This is a genomic window from Mycobacterium sp. DL592, from assembly GCF_011694515.1.
Taxonomy (GTDB): Bacteria; Actinomycetota; Actinomycetes; order Mycobacteriales; family Mycobacteriaceae; genus Mycobacterium.
The window spans coordinates 3,816,051-3,838,716 of record NZ_CP050192.1 but is presented as its reverse complement, the minus strand read 5'-3'; the positions used below and the strand labels follow the sequence as shown (position 1 = coordinate 3,838,716).

The window sequence follows — 22,666 nt, the reverse complement described above, 5'->3', positions numbered from 1 at the left end:
CCGATGAGCGATATTCGGCCGTACCGCATCGCTGTTGCCGACGACGTCCTGACTGACCTGCGCGAGCGGCTGGCGCGGACCCGATGGCCCGAGCGTGAGTGTGTCGACGACTGGAGCCAGGGCATCCCGTTGGAGTACACCCGCGAGCTGGCGACCTACTGGGCGCAGGAATACGACTGGCGCGCCCGCGAAGCCGCGCTCAATCGTTTCGACCACTTCCTGACCGAAATCGACGGTCTGGATATCCATTTCATTCACCAGCGCAGTGCCAATCCGGATGCGTTGCCGCTGATCATCACCCATGGTTGGCCGGGGTCGATCGTCGAGTTTCACAAGGTGATCGAGCCGCTGTCCGAGGATTTCCACGTGGTGTGCCCGTCGCTGCCCGGCTATGGCTTTTCCGGCAAGCCCACCCGTGCGGGGTGGTCGGTGGAGAAGATCGCCGACGCGTGGGCGACGCTGATGGCCCGGCTCGGCTATGACCGCTATGGCGCGCAGGGCGGTGACTGGGGCTCGGCCATCACTGCGCAGATGGGCCGAAATGGTAATGGCTGCATAGCGATTCACATCAACATGCCGCTGGGATTTCCCTCCGGCGACAGTGGCCAGGAGCCGACCCCGGCAGAGGCCGCCGCCTACGCCCGAATGAGTGAGCACGTTCGTTGGGGCACAGGCTATTCCGAGGAGCAGTCCACGCGCCCACAGACACTGGGCTACGGCCTGACCGACTCCCCGGTCGGACAGCTGGCATGGATCGTGGAGAAGTTCTGGGCGTGGACGGACTGCGACGGCCACCCCGAGAATGTGTTGACCCGTGACGAGATGCTCGACAATGTGATGCTGTACTGGGCCACCGCGTCGGCGACCTCCTCGGCGCGGTTGTACTGGGAGAGCTTCAAGAACCTCATCGACGGCGGTCCGGTGCCGGTGCCGACCGGGGTCGCGGCGTTCCCCAAGGAGATCGTGCCCAGCCCGCGCAACTGGTGCGAGTCGCGCTACAACATCACGCACTGGACCGACATGCCGCGCGGCGGACATTTCGCCGCCTTCGAGCAGCCCGAGCTGTTCGTCGCGGACGTGCGGGAGTTCTTCGCGACGGTGCGCTGAGCTTGGGCTAGGCCGGTTCGACGAGTTCGAATTCCTGCTCGAAGCGGACGTGGGCCAGGCCCTTGCGTGCCAGCCGGCCCGACGGCAGCGCGGGGTGCTCGAGCCAGATCGAGACGCCCGGAGAATCGCCGTCGTCGCGGCGCATGATGCGCGCAATTCTGGCCGGGTAGACGAATCCGGTCTCGGGGTCGTGGCAGCTGAGGAATTGGCCGACATGGTCCTCGGTGAGGTCGTCGGCCGTGATTCGAGTAGTGGGACTCATGCGCGCACCGCCTCGCTCAGCGCCTCGGGGATGCCGGGGACCCGGGCGATCGCGTCGAGCAGGACGTGCGCGCACGAGTCGGCCAGCCGATCGGCGTCCACCGACGGGTCCAGGATGCTCTGGCGGCACAGCTCGAAGGTGAAGGCCAGCCAGCCGTAGACGATGACCCGGAGATCGCGTTCCACCTTGGAGTCCAGATCACCGGACACCACATCGGTGACGGCGGCCATGATCCGCTGCATCTGCCGCTCGTTGTCGATGTCGTCGATGCCGCGCAGCACGGGATCGGTGCGGCCCATTCCGATGTAGGCCGCCCAGGCGCCGTGCGGATGTTCGGCGTCGTAGCGCATATAGGCCAGCACGCCGGCGCGCAGCCGGTCGAAGAGGCTCTGGCCGTCGTTGGCCGGGGTGCTGGTGGCTTCGAACAGCCGCTCGCTCTCGGCGCGGACGACCGCGGCGAAGAATGCGCGCTTGTCAGGGAAGTAGTGGTACATCAGGGCCCGCGACACACCCGCCCGTTCGGCGATCTCGTCGATGCGGACCTCGTCGTAGGGCCGTTGTCCGAACACCTCGGCCCCCAGCGTCAACAGCTCGCTGCGCCGGTCGTCGGGTGACAGGCGGCGCCGGGCGGGCGGGCTGGACATGCGCCCATACTGGCACACGTCCAACAGCTGCTGACGAATCAAGAACGTGTGATGCTCCCGGCAGCGGAGCGACGCCAGACCTGGTATGGGGTAGGTATATGGCCACGATTCTGGCGTACGGCGCACCAGCGCTGGGGCATCTGCTGCCGGTGAGCGCGCTGCTGCGCGAACTCGCCATGCGCGGTCACGATGTCCATCTGCGCACGTCGGCCGCCGGCGTCGGCACCGGTCAGCGGCTGGGCCTGCACGCCGCCCCCGTCGATCCGCGCATCGAGGCCATCACCAGCCCGGACTGGACCGCGCGCAGTGTGTTCGGGGTATTGAAGATGACGATCGACGTCCTGTGCCGGCGCGCCGAGCTGGAGGTCGACGACCTGGCCCGGGCGATCGCCGAGGTGAAGCCCGATGCGCTGATCCTGGATGCTAACTGCTGGGGAGCGATATCGGCTGCCGATGCCGGCGACATCCCATGGGCGGTGTTCTCCCCGTTCACCCCGTTCCTGCGATCGCGGGGGGTTCCGCCCGTGGGCCCCGGTATGCGCCCGTGGCCGGGACCGGTGGGTGTGGTCAGGGACCGCATCCTGCGCGGGGTGGTCTGGCAGGTGATGGACCGCCCGATGCTGCCCAGGCTCAACGCGGTGCGGGCCCGGGTGGGGGCGCCGCCGGTGCGCTCGGTCGACGAGTTCCTGCGCCGCGCGCCGTTGATGCTGGTGGTCGGGGGAGAGCCGTTCGAGTACCCGCACCCGGACTGGGGTGACCGGGTGCACCTCATCGGCGCCTGTGCATCCGATACTGACGCCGAGGCGCCGGACTGGCTCGCCGCGATCGACGATCCCATCGTGCTGGTGACCACGTCGTCGATCCGGCAGGCCGACTCCCGCCTGGGTGTGGTCGCCCTTCAGGCGCTGGCCGACGAGCCGGTGCACGTGGTCGCGACCTTCCCGGCCGGGGTGCCTGACGACCTGGTCATTCCGGCGAATGCGACTGTCCGGCAGTATGTTCCACACGGACCGGTACTGGATCGGGCGGTGTGTGCGGTGACCCACGGCGGGATGGGGGCCACCGTGCGCGCGCTGGACCGTGGCGTTCCGGTGTGCGTAGTGCCGTTCGGCCGGGATCAGCCGGAGGTGGCGATGCGCGTCGAGGTGGCCCGCTGCGGCACCCGGTTGCCCGCCGCCAGGCTCACCCCGAAGCGGTTGCGGGCCAAGGTGTCCGAGGCGATGACGATGACCGATGGTGCACGGCGGGTGGCTGACGGATTCGCCGCGACCGGCGGTGTACAGCGCGGCGCAGACCTCGTCGAGCAGCAGGTGCTCAGCCGAAGTGCACACCCTGGGCCAGCGGGAGCTCCGAGGAGTAGTTGACGGTGTTGGTGGCCCGCCGCATGTAGGCCTTCCAGGAGTCCGAGCCCGACTCACGGCCGCCGCCGGTCTGCTTCTCGCCGCCGAACGCCCCGCCGATCTCGGCGCCCGAAGTTCCGATGTTGACATTGGCGATACCGCAGTCCGAGCCCTCGGCGGCCAGGAAGCGCTCCGCCTCCCGCACGTCGGTGGTGAAGATCGCCGACGAAAGACCCTGCGGGACGGCATTGTTCAAGGCGATCGCCTCGTCGAGGGTCTCGTAGGTCAGCACGTACAGGATCGGTGCGAACGTCTCGTTATGCACGATCTCGGTCTGGGCGGGCATGCGTACCACCGCCGGCGCCACGTAGAAGGCGTCCTCGCCCTCGTCGCCGCCGATGTGGTGGCGCTCGCCGCCGATCACCTCACCGCCGTCGGCGCGGGCCTTCTCCAGCGCGCCGACCATGTCGCGGTAGGCGGTCTCGTGGATCAGCGGGCCGATCAGGGTGCCTGACGCTGAGGGGTCACCGATCGGCAGGCTGCGGTAGGCGGCCACGATGCGGTCCACCAGTGCGTCGGCCACCGACGAGTGCACGATCAGCCTGCGCAGGGTGGTGCAGCGCTGACCCGCCGTGCCCGCGGCGGAGAAGACGATGCCGCGGACGGCGAGATCCAGGTCCGCCGAAGGGGTTACGACGGCCGCGTTGTTGCCGCCGAGTTCCAGCAGCACCCGCCCGAACCGCTCGGCGACCCGCGGGCCGACCTGACGTCCCATCCGGACCGACCCGGTGGCCGACACCAGCGCCACCCGCGGGTCGTCGACCAGTAGTTCGCCGACCTCGCGGCCGCCTTGGACCAGCCTGCTGACCGAGGCTGGAGCGCCCACGTCGGCGGCGGCCCGCTCGATCAGCGCCTGGCAGGCGATGGCCGTCAGCGGGGTCAGCTCGGAGGGCTTCCACACCACGGTGTCACCGCACACCAGCGCGACGGCGGCGTTCCACGCCCACACCGCCACCGGGAAGTTGAACGCCGTGATGACACCGACGACGCCCAGGGGATGCCAGGTCTCCATCAGCCGGTGGCCGGGCCGCTCGGAGGCGATGGTGCGCCCGTAGAGCTGTCGGGACAGGCCGACGGCGAACTCGCAGATGTCGATCATCTCCTGGACCTCGCCGAGGGCCTCGGAGGTGATCTTGCCGGCCTCGATGGTCACCAGGGTGGCCAGATCCGCCTTGTGCTCGCGCAGCAGCTCGCCGAGGCGCGCCACCAGCTGGCCGCGCACCGGGCCCGGTGTGGTGCGCCAGGTCGAAAATGCCTGCGCCGCATCGGCGATGACGGCTTCCGCGTCAGCGGTGGTGGCTTCGGTGACGGTGAACAGGACGTCACCGGTCAGGGGCGTGCTCGCCTGAAGACCGTGCGCGCCGGGCTCGGCCAGCGCGACGTGGGCGCCGATGGCGTCGAAAGCGCGGCGGACCCGGTCCTGCAGGTCGGAACGGGTCGGCAGTGCGGTGGCGGTGGTCGTGCTCATGCTGGCGGCTCCTGGGCTGTCGCGTTGTACAGATCGTAGGCGTCGTGGATGTGATGGCCGATGGCTTCGGCCATCCAGTCGAGGGTGTATCCGGAGCGGTCGGCGACCGCCGCGGCTTCGGTGTCGGTGTCGAGGTTGGACCGGAAGATGCCGGCCGCCGAGGCGGGCAGGAAGTCTTCGTAGACCACCGGCGCCGACGGGTCGCCCTGGTGGTAGTACGCCAATCCCTGCGATGCCATCTCGGCGTCGTTGTCGGGGAAGTAGTCACCCCAGACCGCGGCCGGGTCGGGCGAGCCCATCGCGGCGTCGAATCGTTCGCGGCCCTTGCGGGTCAGCGCCACCCCGCGTGCTTCGACCTCGCCGAAACGCACCCGCAGCGTCCCTTCGTTCACCGTGCCGTCGGCCTCGCGGAATCGGCGGGGCTCGGCGAGCGCGCGAAAAGAGGTCTGGCGCAACAGGACATCGGGCCCATGCCAGCGCGGCGGCCCCTGGATGGCGTCGATCATCGTGATTCCGCGGTCGGTCATCCGGCGGTATAGGTCATCGATGTCCAGGACGCGCGGTGTCAGGTGGTTGATGTGGGTGGTGCTCACCCCGGCGATGTCGGCGGCCACCGCCGACACGGCGGTGAGCTCCTCGTACCACGCCCGGTCGACGGGCTCGGCGGACAACGCGAACGAGGCCACCGCGCGGGACACGAAGGCCTCGCCGGCATCCGCGCCGCAGCCGCCGTCGGCCGCGATGGTGCGGGCCTGGGCGATGAGGCCGGGATCGAACAGCTGCCGTTCGCCCAGGAACCGCTCGATGCGAGCGCGCAGGTCGTCGTCGAAGAACCGGGCGTCGCGGGTGGCCAGCATCGAAGTGAACACCCGAAACGGGTTGTGCGCCAATTCGTTCGATTCGATCGGGCGAAACACGGTGGACACCACGGGCACCGGTGAGGCGGCGTCACGCAGGTCGTAGAAGCCGACCGGACGCATTCCGAACGCGGCGAACAGGTCTGCGACGTCGGCCAATTCGGCAGGGCTGCCGACCCGGATGGCGCCGTGGCGCTCGGCGGTGACGCGCTGCAACGACCCGAGCCGTTCGGCTTCGGGATGGGCGGCCACATAGTCACGGTTCACGGCCTCGCTGACCTCGACCAGCGTGGTGTAGGCGGGCACCTCGGCGCCGTACATCGCCGACAGTGCGGCGGCGAAGCGGGCGCGCAGCTGCCAGGTCGGGATCGCCGGTGTGCTCATCGCGGGGCTCCCGTCCGATAGTGTGCGGCCATGGCGGACACCGCTGAGCCGGCCCACGAACTCGACGAGATCGACCGCACCCTGGTGCGTGAACTCGTCGCCGACGGTCGCGCCACGCTGGCACACCTGGCCGCGACGACGGGCTTGTCGGTGTCCGCGGTGCAGTCGAGGGTGCGGCGGCTCGAGGCGCGCGGGGTGGTGACCGGGTACAGCGCCCGCGTCGACCCCGAGGCCTTCGGGCACATGCTGTCGGCGTTCGTCGCCATCACCCCTCTCGATCCCTCTCAACCCGATGATGCGCCCGCTCGCCTGGAACACATTGCCGAAATCGAGGCCTGTTACTCGGTGGCCGGCGAGGAGAGCTATGTCCTGTTCGTGCGCGTCGAGTCGCCGCGGGACTTGGAAACGCTGCTGCAGCAGATCCGCACCGCCGCGAACGTGCGCACACGAAGCACGATCATTCTAAACACATTTTACAGTGATCGCGCATTTCTGCCGGAATAGTTCCGGTCTGAAGCCGGTTTAGATCGGTTTCTTACTGTTCTCGACACTGTCGCACAGTCGCCAGTCCGATTCTGACGTAGGAAAAAATGCGCTCGCTGGGCTAGAAAAGCGTAAAAATTACGATAGGATCGCCTAATGACGGAACTCTTGTCGCGCAAAGTTGCCGTGTCGCCCACTTCCCAAGCCCCTGCAGTCGAGCCCGGCAACGTTCACGCGGTGCTGGCCCGCAGCATCCTGGCAGACGGGCTGGACCTGGTTCTCGACCTCGACCGCTCGAGGGGCGCGCACCTGGTCGACGCCCGCGACGGCAAGCACTACCTGGACATGTTCACGTTCTTCGCGTCCTCGGCGCTGGGCATGAACCATCCGGCGCTGGCCGGCGACGAACAGTTCCGCGCGGAACTCCTCCAGGCCGCGATCAACAAGCCGTCGAACTCCGACGTCTACACCGTCCCGATGGCCCGTTTCGTCGAGACGTTCGCCCGCGTGCTCGGCGACCCTGCGCTGCCGCACCTGTTCTTCGTCGACGGCGGCGCGCTGGCCGTCGAGAACGCGCTCAAGGTCGCGTTCGACTGGAAGAGCCGGCACAACGAGGCCCGCGGCATCGACCCGGCGCTGGGCACCCGGGTGCTGCACCTGACCGGCGCCTTCCACGGCCGCAGCGGCTACACCCTGTCGTTGACCAACACCGACCCCAACAAGGTGGCCCGCTTCCCGAAGTTCGACTGGCCCCGCATCGACGCGCCCTACATCCGGCCCGGCGCCGACATGGATGCCGTGGAAGCCGACGTCCTGCGGCAGGCCCGCGCGGCCTTCGAGGCCCACCCGAACGACGTCGCGTGCTTCCTGGCCGAACCCATCCAGGGGGAGGGGGGCGACCGCCACTTCCGTCCGCAGTTCTTCGCCGCCATGCGCGAGCTGTGCGACGAGTTCGACGCGTTGATGATCGCCGACGAGGTGCAGACCGGCTGCGGAATCACCGGCACCGCATGGGCTTACCAGCAGCTCGGGTTCACCCCCGACGTGGTCGCATTCGGAAAGAAGACTCAGGTGTGCGGGGTGATGGCCGGCCGCCGCGTCGACGAGGTCGCCAACAACGTGTTCGCGGTCAGCTCACGGATCAACTCGACCTGGGGCGGCAACCTGGTCGACATGGTGCGCTCACGGCGAATCCTCGAGGTCATCGAGGCCGACGGACTGCTGGCGCACACGTCGCGGATGGGGGCCCATCTACTAGCGGCTCTGGACGGGCTGGCCGGGGAGTTCCCGGGTGTGGTGCGCGACGTGCGGGGCCGCGGCCTGATGTGCGCGTTCAGCCTGCCGAGCACCGCGCAGCGTGACGCGCTGCTGGGCGAACTGTGGGAGCGGGGCGTGATCATGCTGGGCAGCGGCCCGGATAGTGTCCGCTTCCGGCCCGCGCTCACCGTCACTCCCGCGGAACTCGACCGTGCCGTGGCCACGATCCGAGAGGTCCTGGCCGCCGCGGTCTAGCATTCGGGTATGCGGCTGCCGGTGGCGTGTATCGGGTTCTCGGCGGTGGTGCTTGCCGGGTGTGCGCATACCGTCGCAGGCAGCGCCGTGTCCAACCCTGCCCAGGCTATCCAGCCGCTGCGCGCCGACGACACCGACCAGGTGATGATCAGTCCGGCCCAGCTGCGTGACATGGTCGGGGTCAAACTGCAGACCGACGCCGACCAGGCCAGGCCGATCCCCGGGTCCTCGGCCGTGCCGGCCTGCTCGGCACTGGACGCCGCGGGCATGGCCGCCTTCCTCGGCGACAAGTGGTCGGGGTTTCACGTCATGCTGTTCACCGACGGTGACAAACACGACCACGTGGTGGCCGAGGCGGTGGCTGTCTATCCCGACGCAGGCTCAGCCGCAACGCAATTCACCGCAGGGACCAAGAGCGCGAAAGCCTGCGACGGCCAGCGGGCGATGAGCGTCGGTGGTGATGCGGCCTGGAAGTTCAGCGTTCCCGAGATCAACTCCGACACGGTGCGCTGGAGCAAGTCGCAGCTGGCGATCCCGTTCGACTGGACCTGCTACGGCGAAGCCCGCCTGCGCAACAACGCCATCGTGCAGGCGATGGTGTGCCAGGGCGACGACGCCGGGCAGACGACGGTCACCAGGATGACCGACCGGATGTCGGCGACGGTGTGGGAGTTGTCGGGGCGTTGAGCGCCCGCCAGATCCGGGCCGGTGTCATCGGCAGGCTGCGCATACGTGCCCCGCACGCGTCAGCGATGGCATTGGCCAACGCCGGGGCCACCGGGTTGTAGGGCGACTCGCTCATCGATTTCGCGCCCAGCGGGCCGAGTTCGTCGACGGTGTCGGCGAAGTACACCTCGGTCACCGGCAGGTCGGCCAGTTGCGGAATGTGGTAGTTACGCAACGCGTCTGTGGTGACCGCGCCGTCCGGGCCGATGCGCATCTCCTCGAACAGGGCCGAGCCGATGGCTTGGGCCGCCCCGCCTTCCACCTGCCCGCGGCACTGCTCGGGGTTGATCACCACACCGGCGTCGGCGGTCTGGACGGACTGCAGGATCCGCACCTGTCCGGTGTCGACGTTCACCGCGACCCGGAAAGCGTGCACGTTGAACGCCACCGAACGCGGTGAGCCGTCGTGATATCCGGTGGCGCGCAGTGGGCCCGAGAGCAGGTCGGCGAAGTCGACGAACCGCTGCCCGCACTGAACACCGTTGGGACCCAAAGCACAGTCCTCGACCGGTACCCCGCTGATGTCGGCGGCGGCCGCGACGATCATGTGGCTCAGCTGGCCACAGGCCCGAAGCAGGGCAGTGCCCGCCACCACGGTGCCCGCCGACCCGAACGCCCCGGTGTCGTAACCGGTGGCGTCGGTGTTGGACTGCCGCAGTTCGATGCGGTCGGAAGTGGTGGCCAGTGCGGTCGCGGCAAGCTGGGTGTGCACGGTCGAGGTGCCATTGCCGAACTCGGCCGTTCCGATCGAAACCGTATAGCGGCCTTCGGGATTGAGCTCGACCGTGGCTTCGGCCCGGTGACCCCGGGGCGGGATGGTTGCGATCATCGCTACGGCCATGCCCTCACCGACCCGCCACTGCTCACCGGGTGGCGGCTCGATGCCGTTGCCGCGGCGCAGCGCGGACTGCGCCAGGTCCAGGCACTGATCCAGCCCGTAGCTGCCGAACGTCAGATCGTCGGAGACCACGTGCCAGTCGACGAAGTCGTCGCCGGGGACGACGACGTTTCGGCGGCGAAGCTCGAAGGGATCCATGCCCAGTCCGGCGGCCAGCTCGTCGAGCGCGCACTCGACGGCGAAGATCACCTGCCCGAGCCCGTAGCCGCGGAATGCCCCCGAGGGCAGATGATTGGTGTAGACCGCCTGTGCGTCGACACGTTTGTTCGGACAGCGGTAGACCGACAGTGACTCGCTACAGCTGTGGAACAGCACACCCACGCTGTGGTTTCCGTAAGCGCCCGCGTCGGAGAGAACGTCGACCGCCAGTGCGGTCAGCACACCGTCGGGACCCGCCGCCGCGGTGACGTCGACCCGGTAGGGGTGCCGGCACGGCGCGATGGTGAACTGGTCGCTGCGGGTGAACTCGTAGCGCACGGGCCTGCCCAGGCGAAGCACGGCCAGTGCGACGATGTCCTCGGTCAGCATCTCCTGCTTGGCGCCGAACCCGCCGCCCACGCGGGCGGCGAACACCGCAACGTCGTCGCGCGATAGCCCGAAGAGGTGGCAGAGCTCGTCGCGGACCAGGAACGGCACCTGGGTACTGCTACGAATCACCAAGCGGCCCTGATCATCTCGCCATCCCGTGCAGCCGTGCGTCTCCAGGTGGGTGTGCTGCACACGGGCGGTGGTGTAGCGGCCGGTGCTGACCGCACCGCCGGCGGCGCGGGTGGCGGCGACGGCGGTCTCTACGTCGCCGACCTCGCCGTGCAGGTCGGCGACGATGTTGCGGCCGCGGCCGCGGTCAGCGATCCGCGCCTGCGGCCCTTTGTCGCCGTGCAGCAGGGGAGCCCCCGGCCTGCGGGCCTGATCCGGATCGAACACTGCGGGCAGCGGTTCGTAGTCGACGACGATTGCCCGGCAGGCACTCTCGGCGATCGCCACCGTGTCGGCGACGACGGCGGCCACCCGCTGGCCGACGAATCGCACCGTGTCGTCGAGGATGCGGGTGTCGTCGGGATCGTCCTCGCGCAGTTCGTGGCGGGCGGTGGAGAAGGCCGCCGGCGGACTGTCGTGGTGGGTGAGCACCAGTCGCACACCCGGGATCGCTTGTGCCGCAGCGGTATCGATCGAGACGATGCGGGCGTGTGGCAGCGGACTGCCCAGCACGGCGAGGTGCAGCAGCGGCTCGTCGGGTTCGAAATCCATGGTGTAATGCTCGGTCCCGGTGACCACCCGTACCGCGGCGGGTGGGCTGACGGAGCGTCCAACATCGGCGGACTGAGCGGGCTTTTCGGTGTTGGTCTTACCGGCCAGTGCATCGGTGATGGAGCGGTAACCCGTACAGCGGCACAGGTTTCCCTTCAGCTGCTCGGCGAGGTCCTCGTCGTCGGCCAGCGTCGAAGCGGTCACGATCATCCCCGCGGTGCAGAAGCCGCACTGGAATCCACCGGCTTCGACGAAGCGGCGCTGCAGCGGGTGCAGGTCCTCCCGAGTGCCCAACCCGGCGACGGTGGTCACTTCGCGGCCGCGGGCGCGGAATGCGGGGAAGATGCACGAGTGGGTGGGTTGGCCGTCGATCAGCACCGAGCAGGCCCCGCAGTCGCCGGCGTCGCAGCCCTTCTTGACCTCGAAGTGGCCGTGTTCGCGCAGGTAGGTGCGCAGGCACTGCCCGGGCCGGGGTGCGTCGGGTTGCTCGACGCCGTTGATGCTGATCATGTGAGTTCGGCTGTGACCTGGCGGGCCAGCAGCAGGGCCATTGCCGCCCGCCAGTCCGGGTCGCCGTGCGCGTCGTCGGTCCAGTGATCCGCCGGCACAGCGGCGTGTGCGGTGCGCAGGTCCTCCTCGCTGGGCACGCCGGTGAAGGTGAAGACGTAGGGCCGCACCGTCGCGCCGGTTATCGAGACGACGACGTGCCCACCGTCGCGTGCGTCGTCCCGCCGGCCGATCACCACGACACCGGAGCGGCCCAGGGTCGACGGCGCGATCTTGCGGTAGGCGGTCCGGGCCCGCAGTGCTGCCACGGGAAGGTGCACCGAGCGGAGAACCTCCCCGGGCGCCAGCCGGTTGGTGGCCGCGCCGGTGACGAAGTCCGTCAACGCCATTCGATGCTCGGCGCCGTCGGGGCGCCAGATCAGCACCTCGCCGTTCAGGGCGCTGCACAGCGAGATCATCGAGCCGGCCGGGAATGACAGGCAGATGTTGCCGCCGACCGTCGCGGTCTTCCAGATCTTGAACGAGGCCTTCAAAGCGCCCGCGCATTGGCGGAACAGCGGAGCCGCCCGCCACTGGGGCCGCTGCGCCGGAAGGCGGGCCGACAGCGCGGCGAGTTCCTCGACGGTGCAGGTAGCGGCGATCTCGATCCCGTTGTCGCTCAGGGTGATCGGGTCCCAGCCGAGCGTGGTGATGTCGACCAGCCTGCGCAGGTGTGGCTGGGGTTCGGAGAACAGCCAGGTCCCGCCGGCCAGCACCGCGTCGCCGGGACCCAGTGGCCACACCTCATCGCGGCGCGTCGGGGTGTCGACGACCTCGACCGTTGGCAGATCCACCTCAAAAAGGTAGACGCACCGGCGGCCGGACGCATGTGCAAAAAGCCAAGATGCAACCTTTGGGTTGCACCAACGGCGACGGTATGCAACCCTGGGATTGCAATAGAAGCGACCATCGGGAGAACTCATGACCACGCTGGACATCACCCGCACCATCGATATCAACGCCCCCGTCGAGAAGGTGTGGCGGGCGCTGACGCAACCGGAACTCATTGCCGAATGGTTCGGTGACACAGCCGAATTCGTCGCCGAAGAGGGCTCATCGGGAGCGTTCGGTTGGGAAGGGCACGGCAGCTTCCGGGTGACCGTCGAGCATGTCGAGGAACCCAAGACCCTGGTCTACCGGTGGGCGCGCGATCGCGACGCCGACCCGGTTCCGGGAAATTCGACGCTCGTTCGCTTCGACCTCACCCCGACCGCAGCCGGCACCCGGCTCACCCTGGTCGAAACCGGCTTCGAGGAACTCGACGATCCGCGCGGACACCACGACGGCAACTCCGAGGGCTGGACGGCCGAACTCGCCGACCTGGCCGCCTACGTCACCCGCCGATGAGCGGCCAACTCGAGGACATCCCGGCTGTGCTGGCAGTACTGGCCGACGAGACCCGCTGGCAGATCCTCACCGCGCTGGGCAATGCGGACCTGTCGGCCAGCGCGCTGGCCACCCGGCTGCCGGTCAGCCGGCAGGCGATCGCCAAGCACCTCGCCATCCTGGCCGACAACGGCCTGGTGGAGGCCCTGCCGGTGGGCCGGGAGATCCGTTACCGGGCGCTGGGCGGGCGGCTGTCGGCGCTGGGGGTCGAACTCGAGCGGCTCGGCCGGGTATGGGATCGCAGGCTGGCTGCCATCAAGCGCATCGCCGAGCGCTGACACACGCCAAAGGCCCGGCCGAAGCCGGGCCTTTGGACCAGGTGGACTACTACTGGTTGGCCTTCTGGCGCGCCTCGGCGGCCTTGGCTCCCGCGCGTGCGGCCTCGGCCTCGGCCTCTTTCTTCGCGGCTTCACGCTGGGCTTCGGCCTTGTCCTGCTGTGCCTTGCCCTCGTTGACCAGGTCGTTGCGACCAGTCACCGTGCCGACGGCCTCCTTGGCCTTGCCCTTGACGTCCTCTACGACGCCCTTGATGGCTTCGGCCGGTCCGCTGTTGTTGTTGTCGTCAGACATGACTTCCTTCGTGATCAGTAGCTGCGGATCAATGCGATCAGCTTTTCCTTGCTGAGCCCGGAATACCCCGAGATTCCGAGTTGCTTCGCCCTCTTTTTGAGCTCGGCGACGGTCCACCCCTCGTAGGCGCAAGACCGAGTGGGGCGAAAGAAGCGGATGTCGTCGACACCCGTCCTGTCCGCCATAGCGATGTTCGACATCTCCTACCCCCTTTGCTGAGGATTGCGACTTACCTCGCAAAGGCCTGTACCCACCGGGGTTCAGGGGTCAAACATCACCTGACTAGCGGAGTTCGTCCTCGTCAGGATCCTCGACGACCAGGCGTTGGTCCTGCCAGTCTGATTCGTTGCTCTCCAGCGGCCGCTCGGCATCGTCGACCGGCGTCTGCGGGACCACGGGAAGCTGCTGCTCGACGGCGTCGGCCACCGGCACGTCGTCAGGAATCGAATCACTCATCACTGGCCAAGATACCTGCGGTGCCACCCACTACACGTTTAGCCACTTCTGCCCCGGGTACCACCGCAACATGGCGGAGTCGGCCCGGTGAAGATCGCGATGATCTCTGCGCACGCCAGTCCGCTGGCTGCAGCGGGGGGACTCGATGCCGGTGGTCAGAACATTCACGTGGCCGAGTTGTCGGCGGCGCTGGCCCGGCGCGGCCAGGACGTCACCGTCTACACCCGCCGCGACGACCCGGATGTGCCTGACCGGGTCCGTACCGCACAAGGCTTCACCGTCGCGCATGTGCCTGCCGGTCCGCCCAGAAAAATGGGACGCGACACGACGTTCGAGTACATGAGTGACTTCGCCCGCTATCTGGACGCCAGCTGGGCCGATGACCAGCCCGACGTCGCGCACGCCCACTTCTGGATGTCGGGGCTGGCCGCCCAACTGGCGGGACGAAGCCGCGACGTGCCGACGGTGCAGACGTTCCACACCCTCGGCGCGGTCGAGCGACGCCATCACGCGACCGGTGAAGGTGGCTGCGACGCGCGGCTGAAGCTGGAACCCCTCGTCGCCAAGCAGTCCACGTGGGTGTTGGCGACATGCACCGACGAGGTGTTTGAGCTGATCCACCTTGGCCGTTCGCGAACGCGGATCTCGGTGGTGCCGTGCGGGGTTGACCTCGACACCTTCACCACCGATGGCCCGGCCATTAGCCGCGACTCCGTTCGCCGCATCATCGCGGTGGGAAGGCCGTCGCCACGCAAGGGATTCGACACGATGATCGCCGCGCTGCCGTCGATCCCCGACACCGAGTACCTCATCGTCGGTGGCCCGCCCGCCGACCGGCTGGACACCGACCCGGAGGTGTCGCGGCTGCGGGCGCTTGCCGCGCGGGTCGGGGTCTCCGAACGGGTGAAGTTCACCGGCGCGGTCCCGCACGCCGGCATGCCTGCCCTGCTGCGTTCGGCGGACGTACTGACATGCACACCGTGCTACGAGCCGTCCGGCATCGTGCCATTGGAGGCCATGGCGTGCGGTGTGCCCGTCGTCGCCTCCGCGGTGGGCGGCATGCTCGACACCGTTGTGCACGACGTGACGGGCCAACTTGTCGCTCCGCGCCGGCCGCGGGAGCTCGCCGAAGCCGTCTCGATGGTGCTGCGCGACGGCTTCCTGCGCCGCAGCTTCGGACTCGCCGGCCGCGATCGCGCGTGCGCCCGCTACTCCTGGGACCGCATCGCCGCCGACACCGTGCGCCTCTACGACCGGCTGGTCGGCACCCAGGGACCGCGGGCCCGGGTGCTCGCCGGGTAGGGCGCGGACATGGTGTCGTGGGTAACAATGTGGGTCGCCAGGTTTGGCGTGGGTGGCCGCACGGGTACCAGACGCGCACCATGACGACACCGGACAGCTCAACCCTGGACTGGAGTAGTGTCGGGGCGACCGTGCCGGGAGGCCACATGACGGATGGCGAACGACGAGTCGGCGCGCTGGAGCGAGGCGCGAGCGCCGTCGAATTCCGGGTCGCCGCCCGGCTGGAGAACCTCGCAGTTCTGCGCACCCTGGTGGGTGCGGTCGGAACGTTCGAAGACCTCGATTTCGACGCCGTCGCCGATCTGCGGCTGGCCGTTGACGAGGCGTGCACCCGGCTGATCCGGTCGGCCACCCCCGACGCCACCCTGGTCGTTGTCGTCGACCCGCGCGACGACGTCGTCATGGTGGAGGCCTCCACCGAGTGCGACACCTATGACGTGGTCACCCCCGGAAGCTTCAGCTGGCATGTGTTGAGCTCGCTGACCGACGACGTACAGACGTTCCACAACGGACACGAGCCCAACGGCGACGGGCAGATCTTCGGCATCACCCTGACGACGAGGCGGGCAGGCTCAGTACGGTGAGCCCGCGATCGGCCAACAGTTCGTCCCCGCGGACGAACTCCGAATACGCCGATGTCCCGGATATGTTCCGGGAATTGGCGACGCTGGAGCCTGACTCGCCGGAGTTTCAGCGTCATCGAGACAAGATCGTGCAGCGGTGTCTGCCGCTGGCCGACCACATCGCCCGCCGCTTCGACGGCCGCGGCGAACCCCGCGACGACCTGGTGCAGGTGGCCCGCGTCGGTCTGGTCAATGCCGTCATTCGTTTCGACGTGGAGACCGGATCGGACTTCGTGTCCTTCGCGGTGCCGACGATCATGGGCGAGGTCCGGCGTCACTTCCGCGACAACAGCTGGTCGGTGAAAGTTCCGCGCCGGCTCAAGGAGTTGCATCTGCGCCTCGGTGCGGCCACGTCCGAACTGTCCCAGCGACTGGGCCGTGCGCCGACCGCCAGCGAGCTGGCCGTGGAACTCGAGATGGACCGTGAAGAGGTTATCGAAGGTCTGGTCGCGGGCAGTTCCTACAACACGCTGTCGATCGACAGCGGCGGCAGCGGTAGCGACGAGGATGCGCCCGCGATCCTCGACACCCTCGGTGACGTGGACACCAGCCTCGATCAGATCGAGAACCGGGAAGCGCTGCGGCCCCTACTCGCAGCGCTTCCGGAACGCGAGCGAACTGTGCTACTGCTGCGATTCTTCGAATCGCTGACTCAGACCCAGATCGCGGAGCGGGTCGGGATCTCGCAGATGCACGTCTCGCGGTTGCTGGCTAAATCACTAGCTCGACTCCGCGACGAGTTGCAATAACCGCCGCGGTTCGCCGTCGAGCAAAGTGATCGCTTCGGGCACCGTGGCCGCGACCGGCAGGAGGTTGTCCCGGTCGCAGACCCGCAGCAGCCTGGCTACCGCTTCGCCCGACACCAGCGCCCACCGGGCGCCGGCGTGCTGGCAGCGCACGTTGATCGTGTGAAGCGCTGAAAAGCCAGCTGTACCAAAGAAATCCAGTGAACTCATGTCCAGCACCAGCCGGACACCTTCGTCGGCGCATTGCTCTACCTGGCTGGCGAACTCGACGGCGTTGGACGCATCGAGCTCGCCCGTGACGGTGATGATGCCGACCGTCTCATCGGGCCACTGGGTGGTGAAACGTGCGGTGTGGCAATCGACAGATTGTTGCGCAGCCGAACGTCGGGATCGATCTGTTCCTGTAACAGACATGGTGACTCCATCAGTCGAAGGATTCGTACTGTGGATCACGTCAAGGTGGCGAAGCCCGAAGTGCAGGGAGTTGATGCCTACCCCGCACGTCAATGACGTTGTTTCCGGGCGGCTGTTAACTCAACCTGTGGACAACACTACTCTGCGCGGGCGTCAAAGAACAGTTGGAGCGAAAACTCTCATCGTTCTCATGATCGGGGCAGCGGGGTCAGGGGCCCGCCCATGATGTTGCCGACGATGCCGCGAATGATGTTGCTGCCGTCTTCGTTTCGTAGCTCGGTATACCACTGGGCGGTCTTGTCGGGGTCCTTGGCGTGGGTGAGGTCGCAGCGTTTGCGGGCCCGCAGCACCAGGTCGCCGGCCCGCGCGCTACGGGCCTGCTGGTACGCCGCGAGGGCGGCGTGCACGTCGCCCGGGTGATCGCGCAGCGCCCACTGCAGCGCGACCGCGTCCTCCAACGCCGAGCAGCCGCCCTGCCCGATATCGGGCGTCGTGTTGTGCGCGGCGTCGCCGAGCACGGCCACCCGTCCCCTGACCCAGGTGTGGAAGGGATCGATGTCCAGGATCTCCACCCGGTTGGTGGTCATCGGGTCGAGGCGCTCGATCAGAGCCTGCACGCCGGGTGCCCAGCCGGCGAAGTGGCGGCGCAGCACGTCCTGGGCCGCGGCGCGGTCGTACTCGAGCCCCGCCGGCTCGAGCACGTCGAAGAAGAAATAGAACCGGTTTCCGGCTACCGGCATCACCGAAACGCGTTGCCCTGCAGCCACATAGGTGGTCCACCTGGCCGCAGGGCCGACCCGTTCGTCGACCTCGACCAGGCCGTTGTAGTTGACGTAGCCGGCGTACCGGCGGGCCACCGGGTGGCCGAGCACGTACTCGCGGGTCAGCGAACTGGCACCGTCGGCGCCGATGATGACGTCGGCGCTCACCGTCGTCCCGTCGGCGAACGTGGCCGTGGCGTGGTCCCCGCCGTCACGCACCTCGACCATCTTCATACCGAAGTGGATCCCGTCGAGGCCGTAGGCCTGCATCAGCATCAGCTGCAGCTCGGCACGTGCGATCGGGTAGGGGCGCTGGCCCACCTCCTCGATCAGGGGCTGCATTCCGAACAGGCACAGGGTTTCACCGGAGAAGCCGTCGACGTAACTCATCTCCTCGACGATGCCGCCGAGCCTGGCCGTCCGGTCGGCCAAACCCAGATAGTTGAGGCATTTCACCCCGTTGGACCACACCGAGATCGCCGCACCGACCGGCTTGTTCTCGGTGACCCGCTCGTAGACCTCGGTGTCGATCCCGATCTGGCGCAGCGCGATCGCGGCGCTCATGCCGCCCATACCCGCTCCGATGATCACGACCTTCAACGGCTCAGCTCCCTCGGTAGGTGGAGTACGAGTACGGGGACAACAGCAGGGGCACGTGGTATTTACCCGCTGCATCGGTGATCTCGAAGGAGATGACGACCTCCGGGTAGAAAGTGGCCATCCCCTGGCGGGTGAAGTAGGCGCCGGTGTCGAAATGCAGCCGGTGCGCACCGGCGGGTACATCGCCGCCCAGGCCCGAGATCCGGCCGTCGGCGTCGGTGACCTCGGTCAGCATGCTGCTGCCGCCGCCGGTGAGGGTGACGGTGACCCCCGCGGCCGGCCTGCCGGTGGTGGCGTCGAGGACGTGGGTGCTCAGGTGTGCCATGTGCTCAAGCCTGCCCCATGGGCGGCTCGCTCAGGAGCCGTTGCAGCCGAAGGCGGTTGATCTTGGCCAGTTCGGCGCGCATCACCCGCCGCTCGGTGACGGGGTCGTTGCCCAGCCGCTCGGTCAGGATGGCCAGCAACTCCTCGGCGGAGCGCCCGCTGGCACACACCAGGTAGACGTAACCGAACGAGTCCTCGTACTGCCGATTGCGCGCCGCGAGTTCAGTTTTCACGGCTTCATCAGCGCCGGCCACCCTGGCCTGCTCGTGCTGCGAGGACGGGTTGTCGGCCCGTTCACCGATGCGGGGATGGCCGTCGAGGGCGGCGTCAAGCTCGGCGTCGGGGAGTTCGGCAAGTACCCGGTCGGCGCGGTCCAGCAGTGCCTCGACGTCGGCGAACGGCCCGCCGGCGGCCACCCGCCGGGCCCAGATCGGCGACGAACACACCTCGAACAGCGCATGCGTGCGCTGCCGGTCGGACAGCCGGTTGAAACCGTCGAGACCCAGCGCCCTCACGTCAACTCGTCGAGCCGGCTGCAGAGCAGGCTGGATGATCGAGGCGGTCGACCGGGTGGACCCGTTTGTTGAGTCTCGGCGGGGTGGACATGGGACAAGAATCCCGTCAGTTCACACTATTTGCATGTCGAAGCGCGACGGCTCCGGCGGCGAAGCCGTGGGCATCCTGCTGGCGGCCGGTGCCGGAACCCGATACGGCATGCCCAAAGTGCTTGCCGCCCGGGGCCAGTGGCTGGACTCCGCGGTCGCGGCACTGTCAGCGGGCGGCTGCGGTGAGGTGATCGTGGTGCTGGGTGCCGCGGTCGTGGCGGTCCCGGCGCCGGCACGCGCGGTGATCGCGGAGCACTGGCAGCGCGGGATGGGTGCTTCGCTGCGGGCCGGTCTGGCCGCGGCCGGCGATGCCGGTTACGCGGTGGTGCTCACCGTCGACACCCCCGACATCGGTGCCGACGTGGTGACCCTTGTGCTGACCGCGGCCCGCGGCTGCGAATCCGGAATCGCCAGGGCCACCTACGACGGCAGGCCGGGGCACCCGGTGGTCATCGCGCGCCGACACTGGCCAGCACTGCTGCTGACCCTGAGCGGTGACGAGGGAGCCCGCCGCTTCCTATCCACCCGCACCGACGTCGTGGCCGTCGACTGCGCGGACCTGGCCACCGGCGCCGACATCGACGAGCCCTAGAAGCCGAAGGCCGCGGCGAATCTGCGCACCGCGCCGGCGGCCACCGCGGCGGCGTCGTCATGGCCGGGGCGGGCCCTGGTGGTCACCACGCCACTGCCAGGATCGAGTGTCACCTCGGCGAGCAGCTCACCGGTCGACGGTTCGCACACCGCCCACGAGTATCCGGTGTCGGACACCCACGCGGCCAGGCTCGCCTCGACGTAATCCGGACCGGTCTCGCCGAGCTCGGCAAGGGCGGGCCGGTCGTCGATGCGTTCGTCGGCGCGCAACGCTCGCAAATACCATGCGCCGGAATTGATTTCGACAGGATCCACGTCAGCGGCGGGACCCGTAGAGCAGCATTCCGACCACCGGAAGCGCCAGCCAGGCCAGCCAGCCGTGCGGGACCAGCATCGTGAACGCCAACGCGACCAACGGGACCAGCGCCATGACGATGGCGCGCCAGTCGCGGGTGTGCTCGGGGCTCGGCGCGGTCGACGGTTTGGCGGGCAGGTCGGCGAACAGCGGCGCGAGGTCGGCCCGGGTGAGCGCGGCGCTCACCGCTGCACTGCGCTCGGAGAACTCCTCCGGGGTCAGCCGGCCTTCGGAGAATTGTGTGCTCAACAGTTGCATGGCCTCTTCCCGTTCGGCCGTGCCGATCCGCACCTGTTCTGATTCCTCGCCCACGGGGTACATCATGCTCTATGCGAATCGCTGTTTTCGGTGCCAGCGGCCAGATCGGCCGCGGAGTCTGCGAGTTACTGACGTCAGAGGGCCATGACGTGGTCCGGGCGTCCCGCGACACCCGCCTACCCGACAGCGGGTACATGCGGGCCAAGGTCGCCCAGGAGACGCTGATCGAGTCCTCAGGGCTGCCGTACACGATCGTGCGGGCCACCCAGTTCATCGAGTTCGCCGACGCCATCGTCGCGAGCCTGACCGAGGCCGACGTCGTGCGGGTTCCGCAGGCCCGCATCCAGCCGATCGCGGCAGCCGAGGTCGTCGCCCACGTGGCGCGCGCGGCGGTCGGGTCACCGGCAGGCGTCGTCGAGATCGGGGGACCGGAGACGATCACCTTCGCCGAGCTGGCCCGAATCGTGCTCGCGCGAAACGGGGACCACCGCGCCATCGTTGTCGACCCCGACGCCACCTACTTCGGTGGACACGTCGACGACCAGAGCCTGGTCACCGGTCCGGGGGCCGTGCTCGGAACGACCGCACTGGGCCGGTAGGCGCCGCGGCGGGCCGTCACTCGGCGCGGTGAAAGACCGCCAGAACCGTCAGCGCAAGGATTTTGAGATCCAGCCCCAGCGACCAGTTCTCGATGTAGAAGTTGTCCCACTCGGCGCGATCGCTGATCGAGGTCTGCCCACGCAGCCCGTGCACCTGCGCCCAGCCCGTCATCCCGGCCTTGACGCGGTGCCGCTCGCCGTACCGCCGGATCTGGGCTTCGAAGACCTCGACGTACTCCGGCCGCTCGGGGCGCGGACCGACGAGGCTCATTTCGCCCTTGACCACGTTGAGCAGTTGCGGAAGTTCGTCGAGTGAGGTCGACCGCATGATCCGGCCGATCCGGGTACGGCGGTCGACGCCCTCGACACCGCCGGGCGCGGTTCCGCTGCCCAACTCGAAGCCGCCGTCGGCGGCGTCGGGCAGCCGCATCGTGCGGAACTTCAGGCAGTCGAAGACACGCCCGTCGCGTCCGACTCTGGCCTGGCGGAAGAAGATCGGACCGGGGGAGCTGAGCCGGACCAAGAGCATCAGGGTCAGGAACAGCGGTGAGATCAACGCCAAACCGATTGTGCCGCAGACCCGGTCGAAGAGGTGCTTGACGGTGAACTGCCAACCACGCGGATCGGTGCGGGGCAGCGACAGCAGCGGCAGCCCACCCACATGCTCGACGGTCGACCGCTCGCCAATGACGTCGAACATCCGCGGGACCACCCACACCCTGGATCCAGTACGGTGGGCCAGCCGCACGACTCGGGCGAGCAGCTCGTCCTGGGTGCGGGAGAACGCGATGACGATCGCCTCCGCGCCGGTGTCGAGGATCGCTTGTTCGATTGACTCCGGCGCACCGATCCGCTGCACGCCGGCTACCGGTTCGTTGTGGTCGGGATGCCAAGGCGAGTCGGTGTCGAGCAGACCGATCGGATCCAAGCCGTGTTCTGGCGCGGCGATCAGCCGCTCGATGATCTGGTGGGCCACGATGCCGTTGCCCACGATCAGGGTCGGGGACAGCAGGTGCCTGCGCAGCCGCAGGCGGCGCTGCACGCTGGCCCGAATCAGGCGACCCGTCAGGATCATCGCGGTGGCGCAGACCCAGATCCGCAGCACGAACTGCTCGGGGTTGTCGGGGACGTGAGCCAGGATGAGACCGCTCAGCAGCACCATCGACGCCAGTGCCACCGTCGCGATGACGGGGCCGATCTCGTGGATGAAGCGGCGGTTGAGCCGACGGCGGTAGATCCCGCGGCTCGCCATCACAGCAATGATCGTCGGGACGAACAGCGCCAGCATCCAGGTGGGCGGCAGCTGCCCGTGCACCGCCACCGTCCACCAGATGACGAGAGCCAGCGCGACGGTTGCCGACACGACGTCGATGCCGATGGTGACGGCAGTGCTGAGTGGATCCTGACGGATCAGCGCAGCAAACGACTTTCGGTCTGGCTGGGCAGGGTCGGCCGCGGCAGAGGGCATCGACTCAGTCGCCCGAGTCGTTCTCATCGCCATGGCTGCTCACTCCGCCGAACGGTTTCCTAGAGGGTCAGCG

General features: G+C 68.3%; 27 protein-coding genes and 1 pseudogene. 12 read left to right on the top strand and 16 right to left on the bottom strand.

Features of this window, described 5'->3' with window-relative positions; translation table 11 throughout:
• Positions 1–3: 3 nt before the first annotated feature.
• Complete coding sequence (locus tag HBE64_RS18505; RefSeq protein WP_167105372.1) at positions 4–1,107, top strand: epoxide hydrolase family protein; 1,104 nt, start codon at positions 4–6, stop codon at positions 1,105–1,107.
• 7 nt (positions 1,108–1,114) lie between these two features.
• Here the strand turns inward: HBE64_RS18505 and HBE64_RS18500 are convergent, their stop codons facing one another.
• Together HBE64_RS18500 and HBE64_RS18495 are read right to left on the bottom strand one after the other, a co-directional pair.
• Positions 1,115–1,369, bottom strand: a complete 255-nt coding sequence (locus tag HBE64_RS18500; protein ID WP_167105369.1) for a hypothetical protein — start codon at positions 1,367–1,369, stop codon at positions 1,115–1,117.
• Positions 1,366–2,013: a TetR/AcrR family transcriptional regulator gene (locus HBE64_RS18495; RefSeq protein ID WP_167105366.1), complete on the bottom strand. Its 648-nt coding sequence runs from the start codon at positions 2,011–2,013 to the stop codon at positions 1,366–1,368. The genes HBE64_RS18500 and HBE64_RS18495 overlap by 4 nt, the downstream gene beginning before the upstream one ends.
• Positions 2,014–2,111: 98 nt before the next feature.
• On the opposite strand from HBE64_RS18495, the gene HBE64_RS18490 reads away from it, so the two are divergent.
• Positions 2,112–3,377 (top strand): nucleotide disphospho-sugar-binding domain-containing protein, encoded by a 1,266-nt coding sequence (locus HBE64_RS18490; RefSeq protein WP_167105363.1) that lies wholly within the window; start codon positions 2,112–2,114, stop codon positions 3,375–3,377.
• Here HBE64_RS18490 and HBE64_RS18485 read toward each other — a convergent pair.
• Together HBE64_RS18485 and HBE64_RS18480 are read right to left on the bottom strand one after the other, a co-directional pair.
• Entirely contained in the window at positions 3,328–4,881 is a 1,554-nt protein-coding gene (locus HBE64_RS18485; RefSeq protein ID WP_167105360.1) for an aldehyde dehydrogenase family protein, read from the bottom strand. The genes HBE64_RS18490 and HBE64_RS18485 overlap by 50 nt on opposite strands.
• Positions 4,878–6,122, bottom strand: coding sequence for a VOC family protein (locus tag HBE64_RS18480; protein ID WP_167105357.1), 1,245 nt, complete (start codon positions 6,120–6,122; stop codon positions 4,878–4,880). Before HBE64_RS18480 ends, HBE64_RS18485 begins: the two co-directional genes overlap by 4 nt.
• Positions 6,123–6,152: 30 nt before the next feature.
• Between HBE64_RS18480 and HBE64_RS18475 the strand changes: the two genes are divergently transcribed.
• The 3 genes from HBE64_RS18475 to HBE64_RS18465 all read left to right on the top strand — a co-directional run bounded on the left by HBE64_RS18475 (position 6,153) and on the right by HBE64_RS18465 (position 8,804).
• Positions 6,153–6,626, top strand: coding sequence for an Lrp/AsnC family transcriptional regulator (locus tag HBE64_RS18475; protein WP_167105354.1), 474 nt, complete (start codon positions 6,153–6,155; stop codon positions 6,624–6,626).
• Between the two features lie 135 nt (positions 6,627–6,761).
• Positions 6,762–8,117, top strand: a complete 1,356-nt coding sequence (gene lat, locus HBE64_RS18470) for an L-lysine 6-transaminase (RefSeq protein WP_167105351.1) — start codon at positions 6,762–6,764, stop codon at positions 8,115–8,117.
• Positions 8,118–8,126: 9 nt separating this feature from the next.
• A complete protein-coding gene (locus HBE64_RS18465; protein WP_167105348.1) occupies positions 8,127–8,804 on the top strand; it encodes a sensor domain-containing protein in 678 nt (225 codons plus the stop codon).
• Here the strand turns inward: HBE64_RS18465 and HBE64_RS18460 are convergent.
• Both HBE64_RS18460 and HBE64_RS18455 read right to left on the bottom strand, forming a co-directional pair.
• Positions 8,749–11,499, bottom strand: a complete 2,751-nt coding sequence (locus tag HBE64_RS18460; protein ID WP_167105345.1) for a molybdopterin-dependent oxidoreductase — start codon at positions 11,497–11,499, stop codon at positions 8,749–8,751. The two genes, HBE64_RS18465 and HBE64_RS18460, sit on opposite strands and share 56 nt — an antisense overlap.
• Positions 11,496–12,329, bottom strand: a complete 834-nt coding sequence (locus HBE64_RS18455) for a xanthine dehydrogenase family protein subunit M (RefSeq protein WP_167105342.1) — start codon at positions 12,327–12,329, stop codon at positions 11,496–11,498. Before HBE64_RS18455 ends, HBE64_RS18460 begins: the two co-directional genes overlap by 4 nt.
• A 127-nt stretch (positions 12,330–12,456) precedes the next feature.
• Between HBE64_RS18455 and HBE64_RS18450 the strand changes: the two genes are divergently transcribed.
• Positions 12,457–12,882: an SRPBCC family protein gene (locus HBE64_RS18450; RefSeq protein ID WP_167105339.1), complete on the top strand. Its 426-nt coding sequence runs from the start codon at positions 12,457–12,459 to the stop codon at positions 12,880–12,882.
• On the top strand, positions 12,879–13,199 hold the full coding sequence (locus HBE64_RS18445; RefSeq protein ID WP_167105336.1) for a helix-turn-helix transcriptional regulator: 321 nt from the start codon (positions 12,879–12,881) through the stop codon (positions 13,197–13,199). Before HBE64_RS18450 ends, HBE64_RS18445 begins: the two co-directional genes overlap by 4 nt.
• 49 nt (positions 13,200–13,248) lie before the next feature.
• Here HBE64_RS18445 and HBE64_RS18440 read toward each other — a convergent pair whose 3' ends face one another.
• From HBE64_RS18440 to HBE64_RS18430, 3 genes and pseudogenes are all read right to left on the bottom strand, one after another.
• Positions 13,249–13,491 (bottom strand): CsbD family protein, encoded by a 243-nt coding sequence (locus HBE64_RS18440; protein ID WP_167105333.1) that lies wholly within the window; start codon positions 13,489–13,491, stop codon positions 13,249–13,251.
• A gap of 14 nt (positions 13,492–13,505) precedes the next feature.
• A pseudogene (locus HBE64_RS25035) lies at positions 13,506–13,616 on the bottom strand (Rho termination factor N-terminal domain-containing protein); the annotation flags it as partial.
• A gap of 157 nt (positions 13,617–13,773) precedes the next feature.
• Positions 13,774–13,947, bottom strand: a complete 174-nt coding sequence (locus HBE64_RS18430; protein WP_167096574.1) for a hypothetical protein — start codon at positions 13,945–13,947, stop codon at positions 13,774–13,776.
• A gap of 87 nt (positions 13,948–14,034) precedes the next feature.
• On the opposite strand from HBE64_RS18430, the gene HBE64_RS18425 reads away from it, so the two are divergent.
• From HBE64_RS18425 to HBE64_RS18415, 3 genes are all read left to right on the top strand, one after another.
• Positions 14,035–15,249, top strand: coding sequence for a glycosyltransferase (locus tag HBE64_RS18425; protein ID WP_167105327.1), 1,215 nt, complete (start codon positions 14,035–14,037; stop codon positions 15,247–15,249).
• A gap of 146 nt (positions 15,250–15,395) precedes the next feature.
• Positions 15,396–15,833, top strand: a complete 438-nt coding sequence (locus HBE64_RS18420; protein WP_167105324.1) for an ATP-binding protein — start codon at positions 15,396–15,398, stop codon at positions 15,831–15,833.
• A 62-nt stretch (positions 15,834–15,895) separates the two neighbouring features.
• Positions 15,896–16,621: an RNA polymerase sigma factor SigF gene (locus HBE64_RS18415; protein WP_371744200.1), complete on the top strand. Its 726-nt coding sequence runs from the start codon at positions 15,896–15,898 to the stop codon at positions 16,619–16,621.
• On the opposite strand, the gene HBE64_RS18410 is transcribed toward HBE64_RS18415, so the two are convergent.
• The 4 genes from HBE64_RS18410 to uraD form a co-directional block, all read right to left on the bottom strand.
• Positions 16,592–17,032, bottom strand: coding sequence for an STAS domain-containing protein (locus HBE64_RS18410; RefSeq protein ID WP_167105317.1), 441 nt, complete (start codon positions 17,030–17,032; stop codon positions 16,592–16,594). The genes HBE64_RS18415 and HBE64_RS18410 overlap by 30 nt on opposite strands.
• A 188-nt stretch (positions 17,033–17,220) precedes the next feature.
• The gene (hpxO, locus tag HBE64_RS18405; protein WP_167105314.1) at positions 17,221–18,393 is read right to left on the bottom strand and encodes an FAD-dependent urate hydroxylase HpxO; all 1,173 of its coding nucleotides are present in this window, start codon (positions 18,391–18,393) and stop codon (positions 17,221–17,223) included.
• A gap of 4 nt (positions 18,394–18,397) precedes the next feature.
• Positions 18,398–18,718 (bottom strand): hydroxyisourate hydrolase, encoded by a 321-nt coding sequence (uraH, locus tag HBE64_RS18400; RefSeq protein WP_167105310.1) that lies wholly within the window; start codon positions 18,716–18,718, stop codon positions 18,398–18,400.
• A 4-nt stretch (positions 18,719–18,722) separates the two neighbouring features.
• Positions 18,723–19,232 carry a 2-oxo-4-hydroxy-4-carboxy-5-ureidoimidazoline decarboxylase gene (gene uraD, locus HBE64_RS18395; RefSeq protein ID WP_167105308.1) on the bottom strand — a complete coding sequence of 170 codons (510 nt, stop codon included), beginning with the start codon at positions 19,230–19,232 and terminating at the stop codon, positions 18,723–18,725.
• A 124-nt stretch (positions 19,233–19,356) separates the two neighbouring features.
• On the opposite strand from uraD, the gene HBE64_RS18390 reads away from it, so the two are divergent.
• Entirely contained in the window at positions 19,357–19,914 is a 558-nt protein-coding gene (locus HBE64_RS18390) for an NTP transferase domain-containing protein (protein WP_167105305.1), read from the top strand.
• Here HBE64_RS18390 and HBE64_RS18385 read toward each other — a convergent pair.
• Together HBE64_RS18385 and HBE64_RS18380 are read right to left on the bottom strand one after the other, a co-directional pair.
• Positions 19,911–20,228 carry a hypothetical protein gene (locus HBE64_RS18385; RefSeq protein WP_167105302.1) on the bottom strand — a complete coding sequence of 106 codons (318 nt, stop codon included), beginning with the start codon at positions 20,226–20,228 and terminating at the stop codon, positions 19,911–19,913. The genes HBE64_RS18390 and HBE64_RS18385 overlap by 4 nt on opposite strands.
• 1 nt (position 20,229) lies before the next feature.
• Positions 20,230–20,580, bottom strand: coding sequence for a DUF1707 domain-containing protein (locus HBE64_RS18380; RefSeq protein ID WP_371744007.1), 351 nt, complete (start codon positions 20,578–20,580; stop codon positions 20,230–20,232).
• A gap of 17 nt (positions 20,581–20,597) precedes the next feature.
• Between HBE64_RS18380 and HBE64_RS18375 the strand changes: the two genes are divergently transcribed.
• Positions 20,598–21,125 carry an SDR family oxidoreductase gene (locus tag HBE64_RS18375; protein WP_167105299.1) on the top strand — a complete coding sequence of 176 codons (528 nt, stop codon included), beginning with the start codon at positions 20,598–20,600 and terminating at the stop codon, positions 21,123–21,125.
• A 16-nt stretch (positions 21,126–21,141) separates the two neighbouring features.
• On the opposite strand, the gene HBE64_RS18370 is transcribed toward HBE64_RS18375, so the two are convergent.
• Complete coding sequence (locus HBE64_RS18370) at positions 21,142–22,593, bottom strand: sugar transferase (protein WP_243841376.1); 1,452 nt, start codon at positions 22,591–22,593, stop codon at positions 21,142–21,144.
• Positions 22,594–22,666 lie beyond the last annotated feature (73 nt).

Bases quoted from the DNA above. Each gene is read 5' to 3' on its own strand.
- HBE64_RS18390 (WP_167105305.1), top strand. From the start codon at position 19,357: ATGTCGAAGCGCGACGGCTCCGGCGGCGAAGCCGTGGGCATCCTGCTG.
- HBE64_RS18370 (WP_243841376.1), bottom strand. From the start codon at position 22,593: ATGCCCTCTGCCGCGGCCGACCCTGCCCAGCCAGACCGAAAGTCGTTT.
- HBE64_RS18440 (WP_167105333.1), bottom strand. From the start codon at position 13,491: ATGTCTGACGACAACAACAACAGCGGACCGGCCGAAGCCATCAAGGGC.
- HBE64_RS18500 (WP_167105369.1), bottom strand. From the start codon at position 1,369: ATGAGTCCCACTACTCGAATCACGGCCGACGACCTCACCGAGGACCAT.
- HBE64_RS18485 (WP_167105360.1), bottom strand. From the start codon at position 4,881: ATGAGCACGACCACCGCCACCGCACTGCCGACCCGTTCCGACCTGCAG.
- HBE64_RS18480 (WP_167105357.1), bottom strand. From the start codon at position 6,122: ATGAGCACACCGGCGATCCCGACCTGGCAGCTGCGCGCCCGCTTCGCC.
- HBE64_RS18450 (WP_167105339.1), top strand. From the start codon at position 12,457: ATGACCACGCTGGACATCACCCGCACCATCGATATCAACGCCCCCGTC.
- HBE64_RS18410 (WP_167105317.1), bottom strand. From the start codon at position 17,032: ATGTCTGTTACAGGAACAGATCGATCCCGACGTTCGGCTGCGCAACAA.
- HBE64_RS18375 (WP_167105299.1), top strand. From the start codon at position 20,598: ATGCGAATCGCTGTTTTCGGTGCCAGCGGCCAGATCGGCCGCGGAGTC.
- lat (WP_167105351.1), top strand. From the start codon at position 6,762: ATGACGGAACTCTTGTCGCGCAAAGTTGCCGTGTCGCCCACTTCCCAA.
- HBE64_RS18505 (WP_167105372.1), top strand. From the start codon at position 4: ATGAGCGATATTCGGCCGTACCGCATCGCTGTTGCCGACGACGTCCTG.
- HBE64_RS18415 (WP_371744200.1), top strand. From the start codon at position 15,896: ATGTTCCGGGAATTGGCGACGCTGGAGCCTGACTCGCCGGAGTTTCAG.
- HBE64_RS18445 (WP_167105336.1), top strand. From the start codon at position 12,879: ATGAGCGGCCAACTCGAGGACATCCCGGCTGTGCTGGCAGTACTGGCC.
- uraH (WP_167105310.1), bottom strand. From the start codon at position 18,718: ATGGCACACCTGAGCACCCACGTCCTCGACGCCACCACCGGCAGGCCG.
- HBE64_RS18430 (WP_167096574.1), bottom strand. From the start codon at position 13,947: ATGAGTGATTCGATTCCTGACGACGTGCCGGTGGCCGACGCCGTCGAG.
- HBE64_RS18460 (WP_167105345.1), bottom strand. From the start codon at position 11,499: ATGATCAGCATCAACGGCGTCGAGCAACCCGACGCACCCCGGCCCGGG.
- HBE64_RS18465 (WP_167105348.1), top strand. From the start codon at position 8,127: ATGCGGCTGCCGGTGGCGTGTATCGGGTTCTCGGCGGTGGTGCTTGCC.
- HBE64_RS18420 (WP_167105324.1), top strand. From the start codon at position 15,396: ATGACGGATGGCGAACGACGAGTCGGCGCGCTGGAGCGAGGCGCGAGC.
- HBE64_RS18490 (WP_167105363.1), top strand. From the start codon at position 2,112: ATGGCCACGATTCTGGCGTACGGCGCACCAGCGCTGGGGCATCTGCTG.
- HBE64_RS18495 (WP_167105366.1), bottom strand. From the start codon at position 2,013: ATGTCCAGCCCGCCCGCCCGGCGCCGCCTGTCACCCGACGACCGGCGC.
- HBE64_RS18475 (WP_167105354.1), top strand. From the start codon at position 6,153: ATGGCGGACACCGCTGAGCCGGCCCACGAACTCGACGAGATCGACCGC.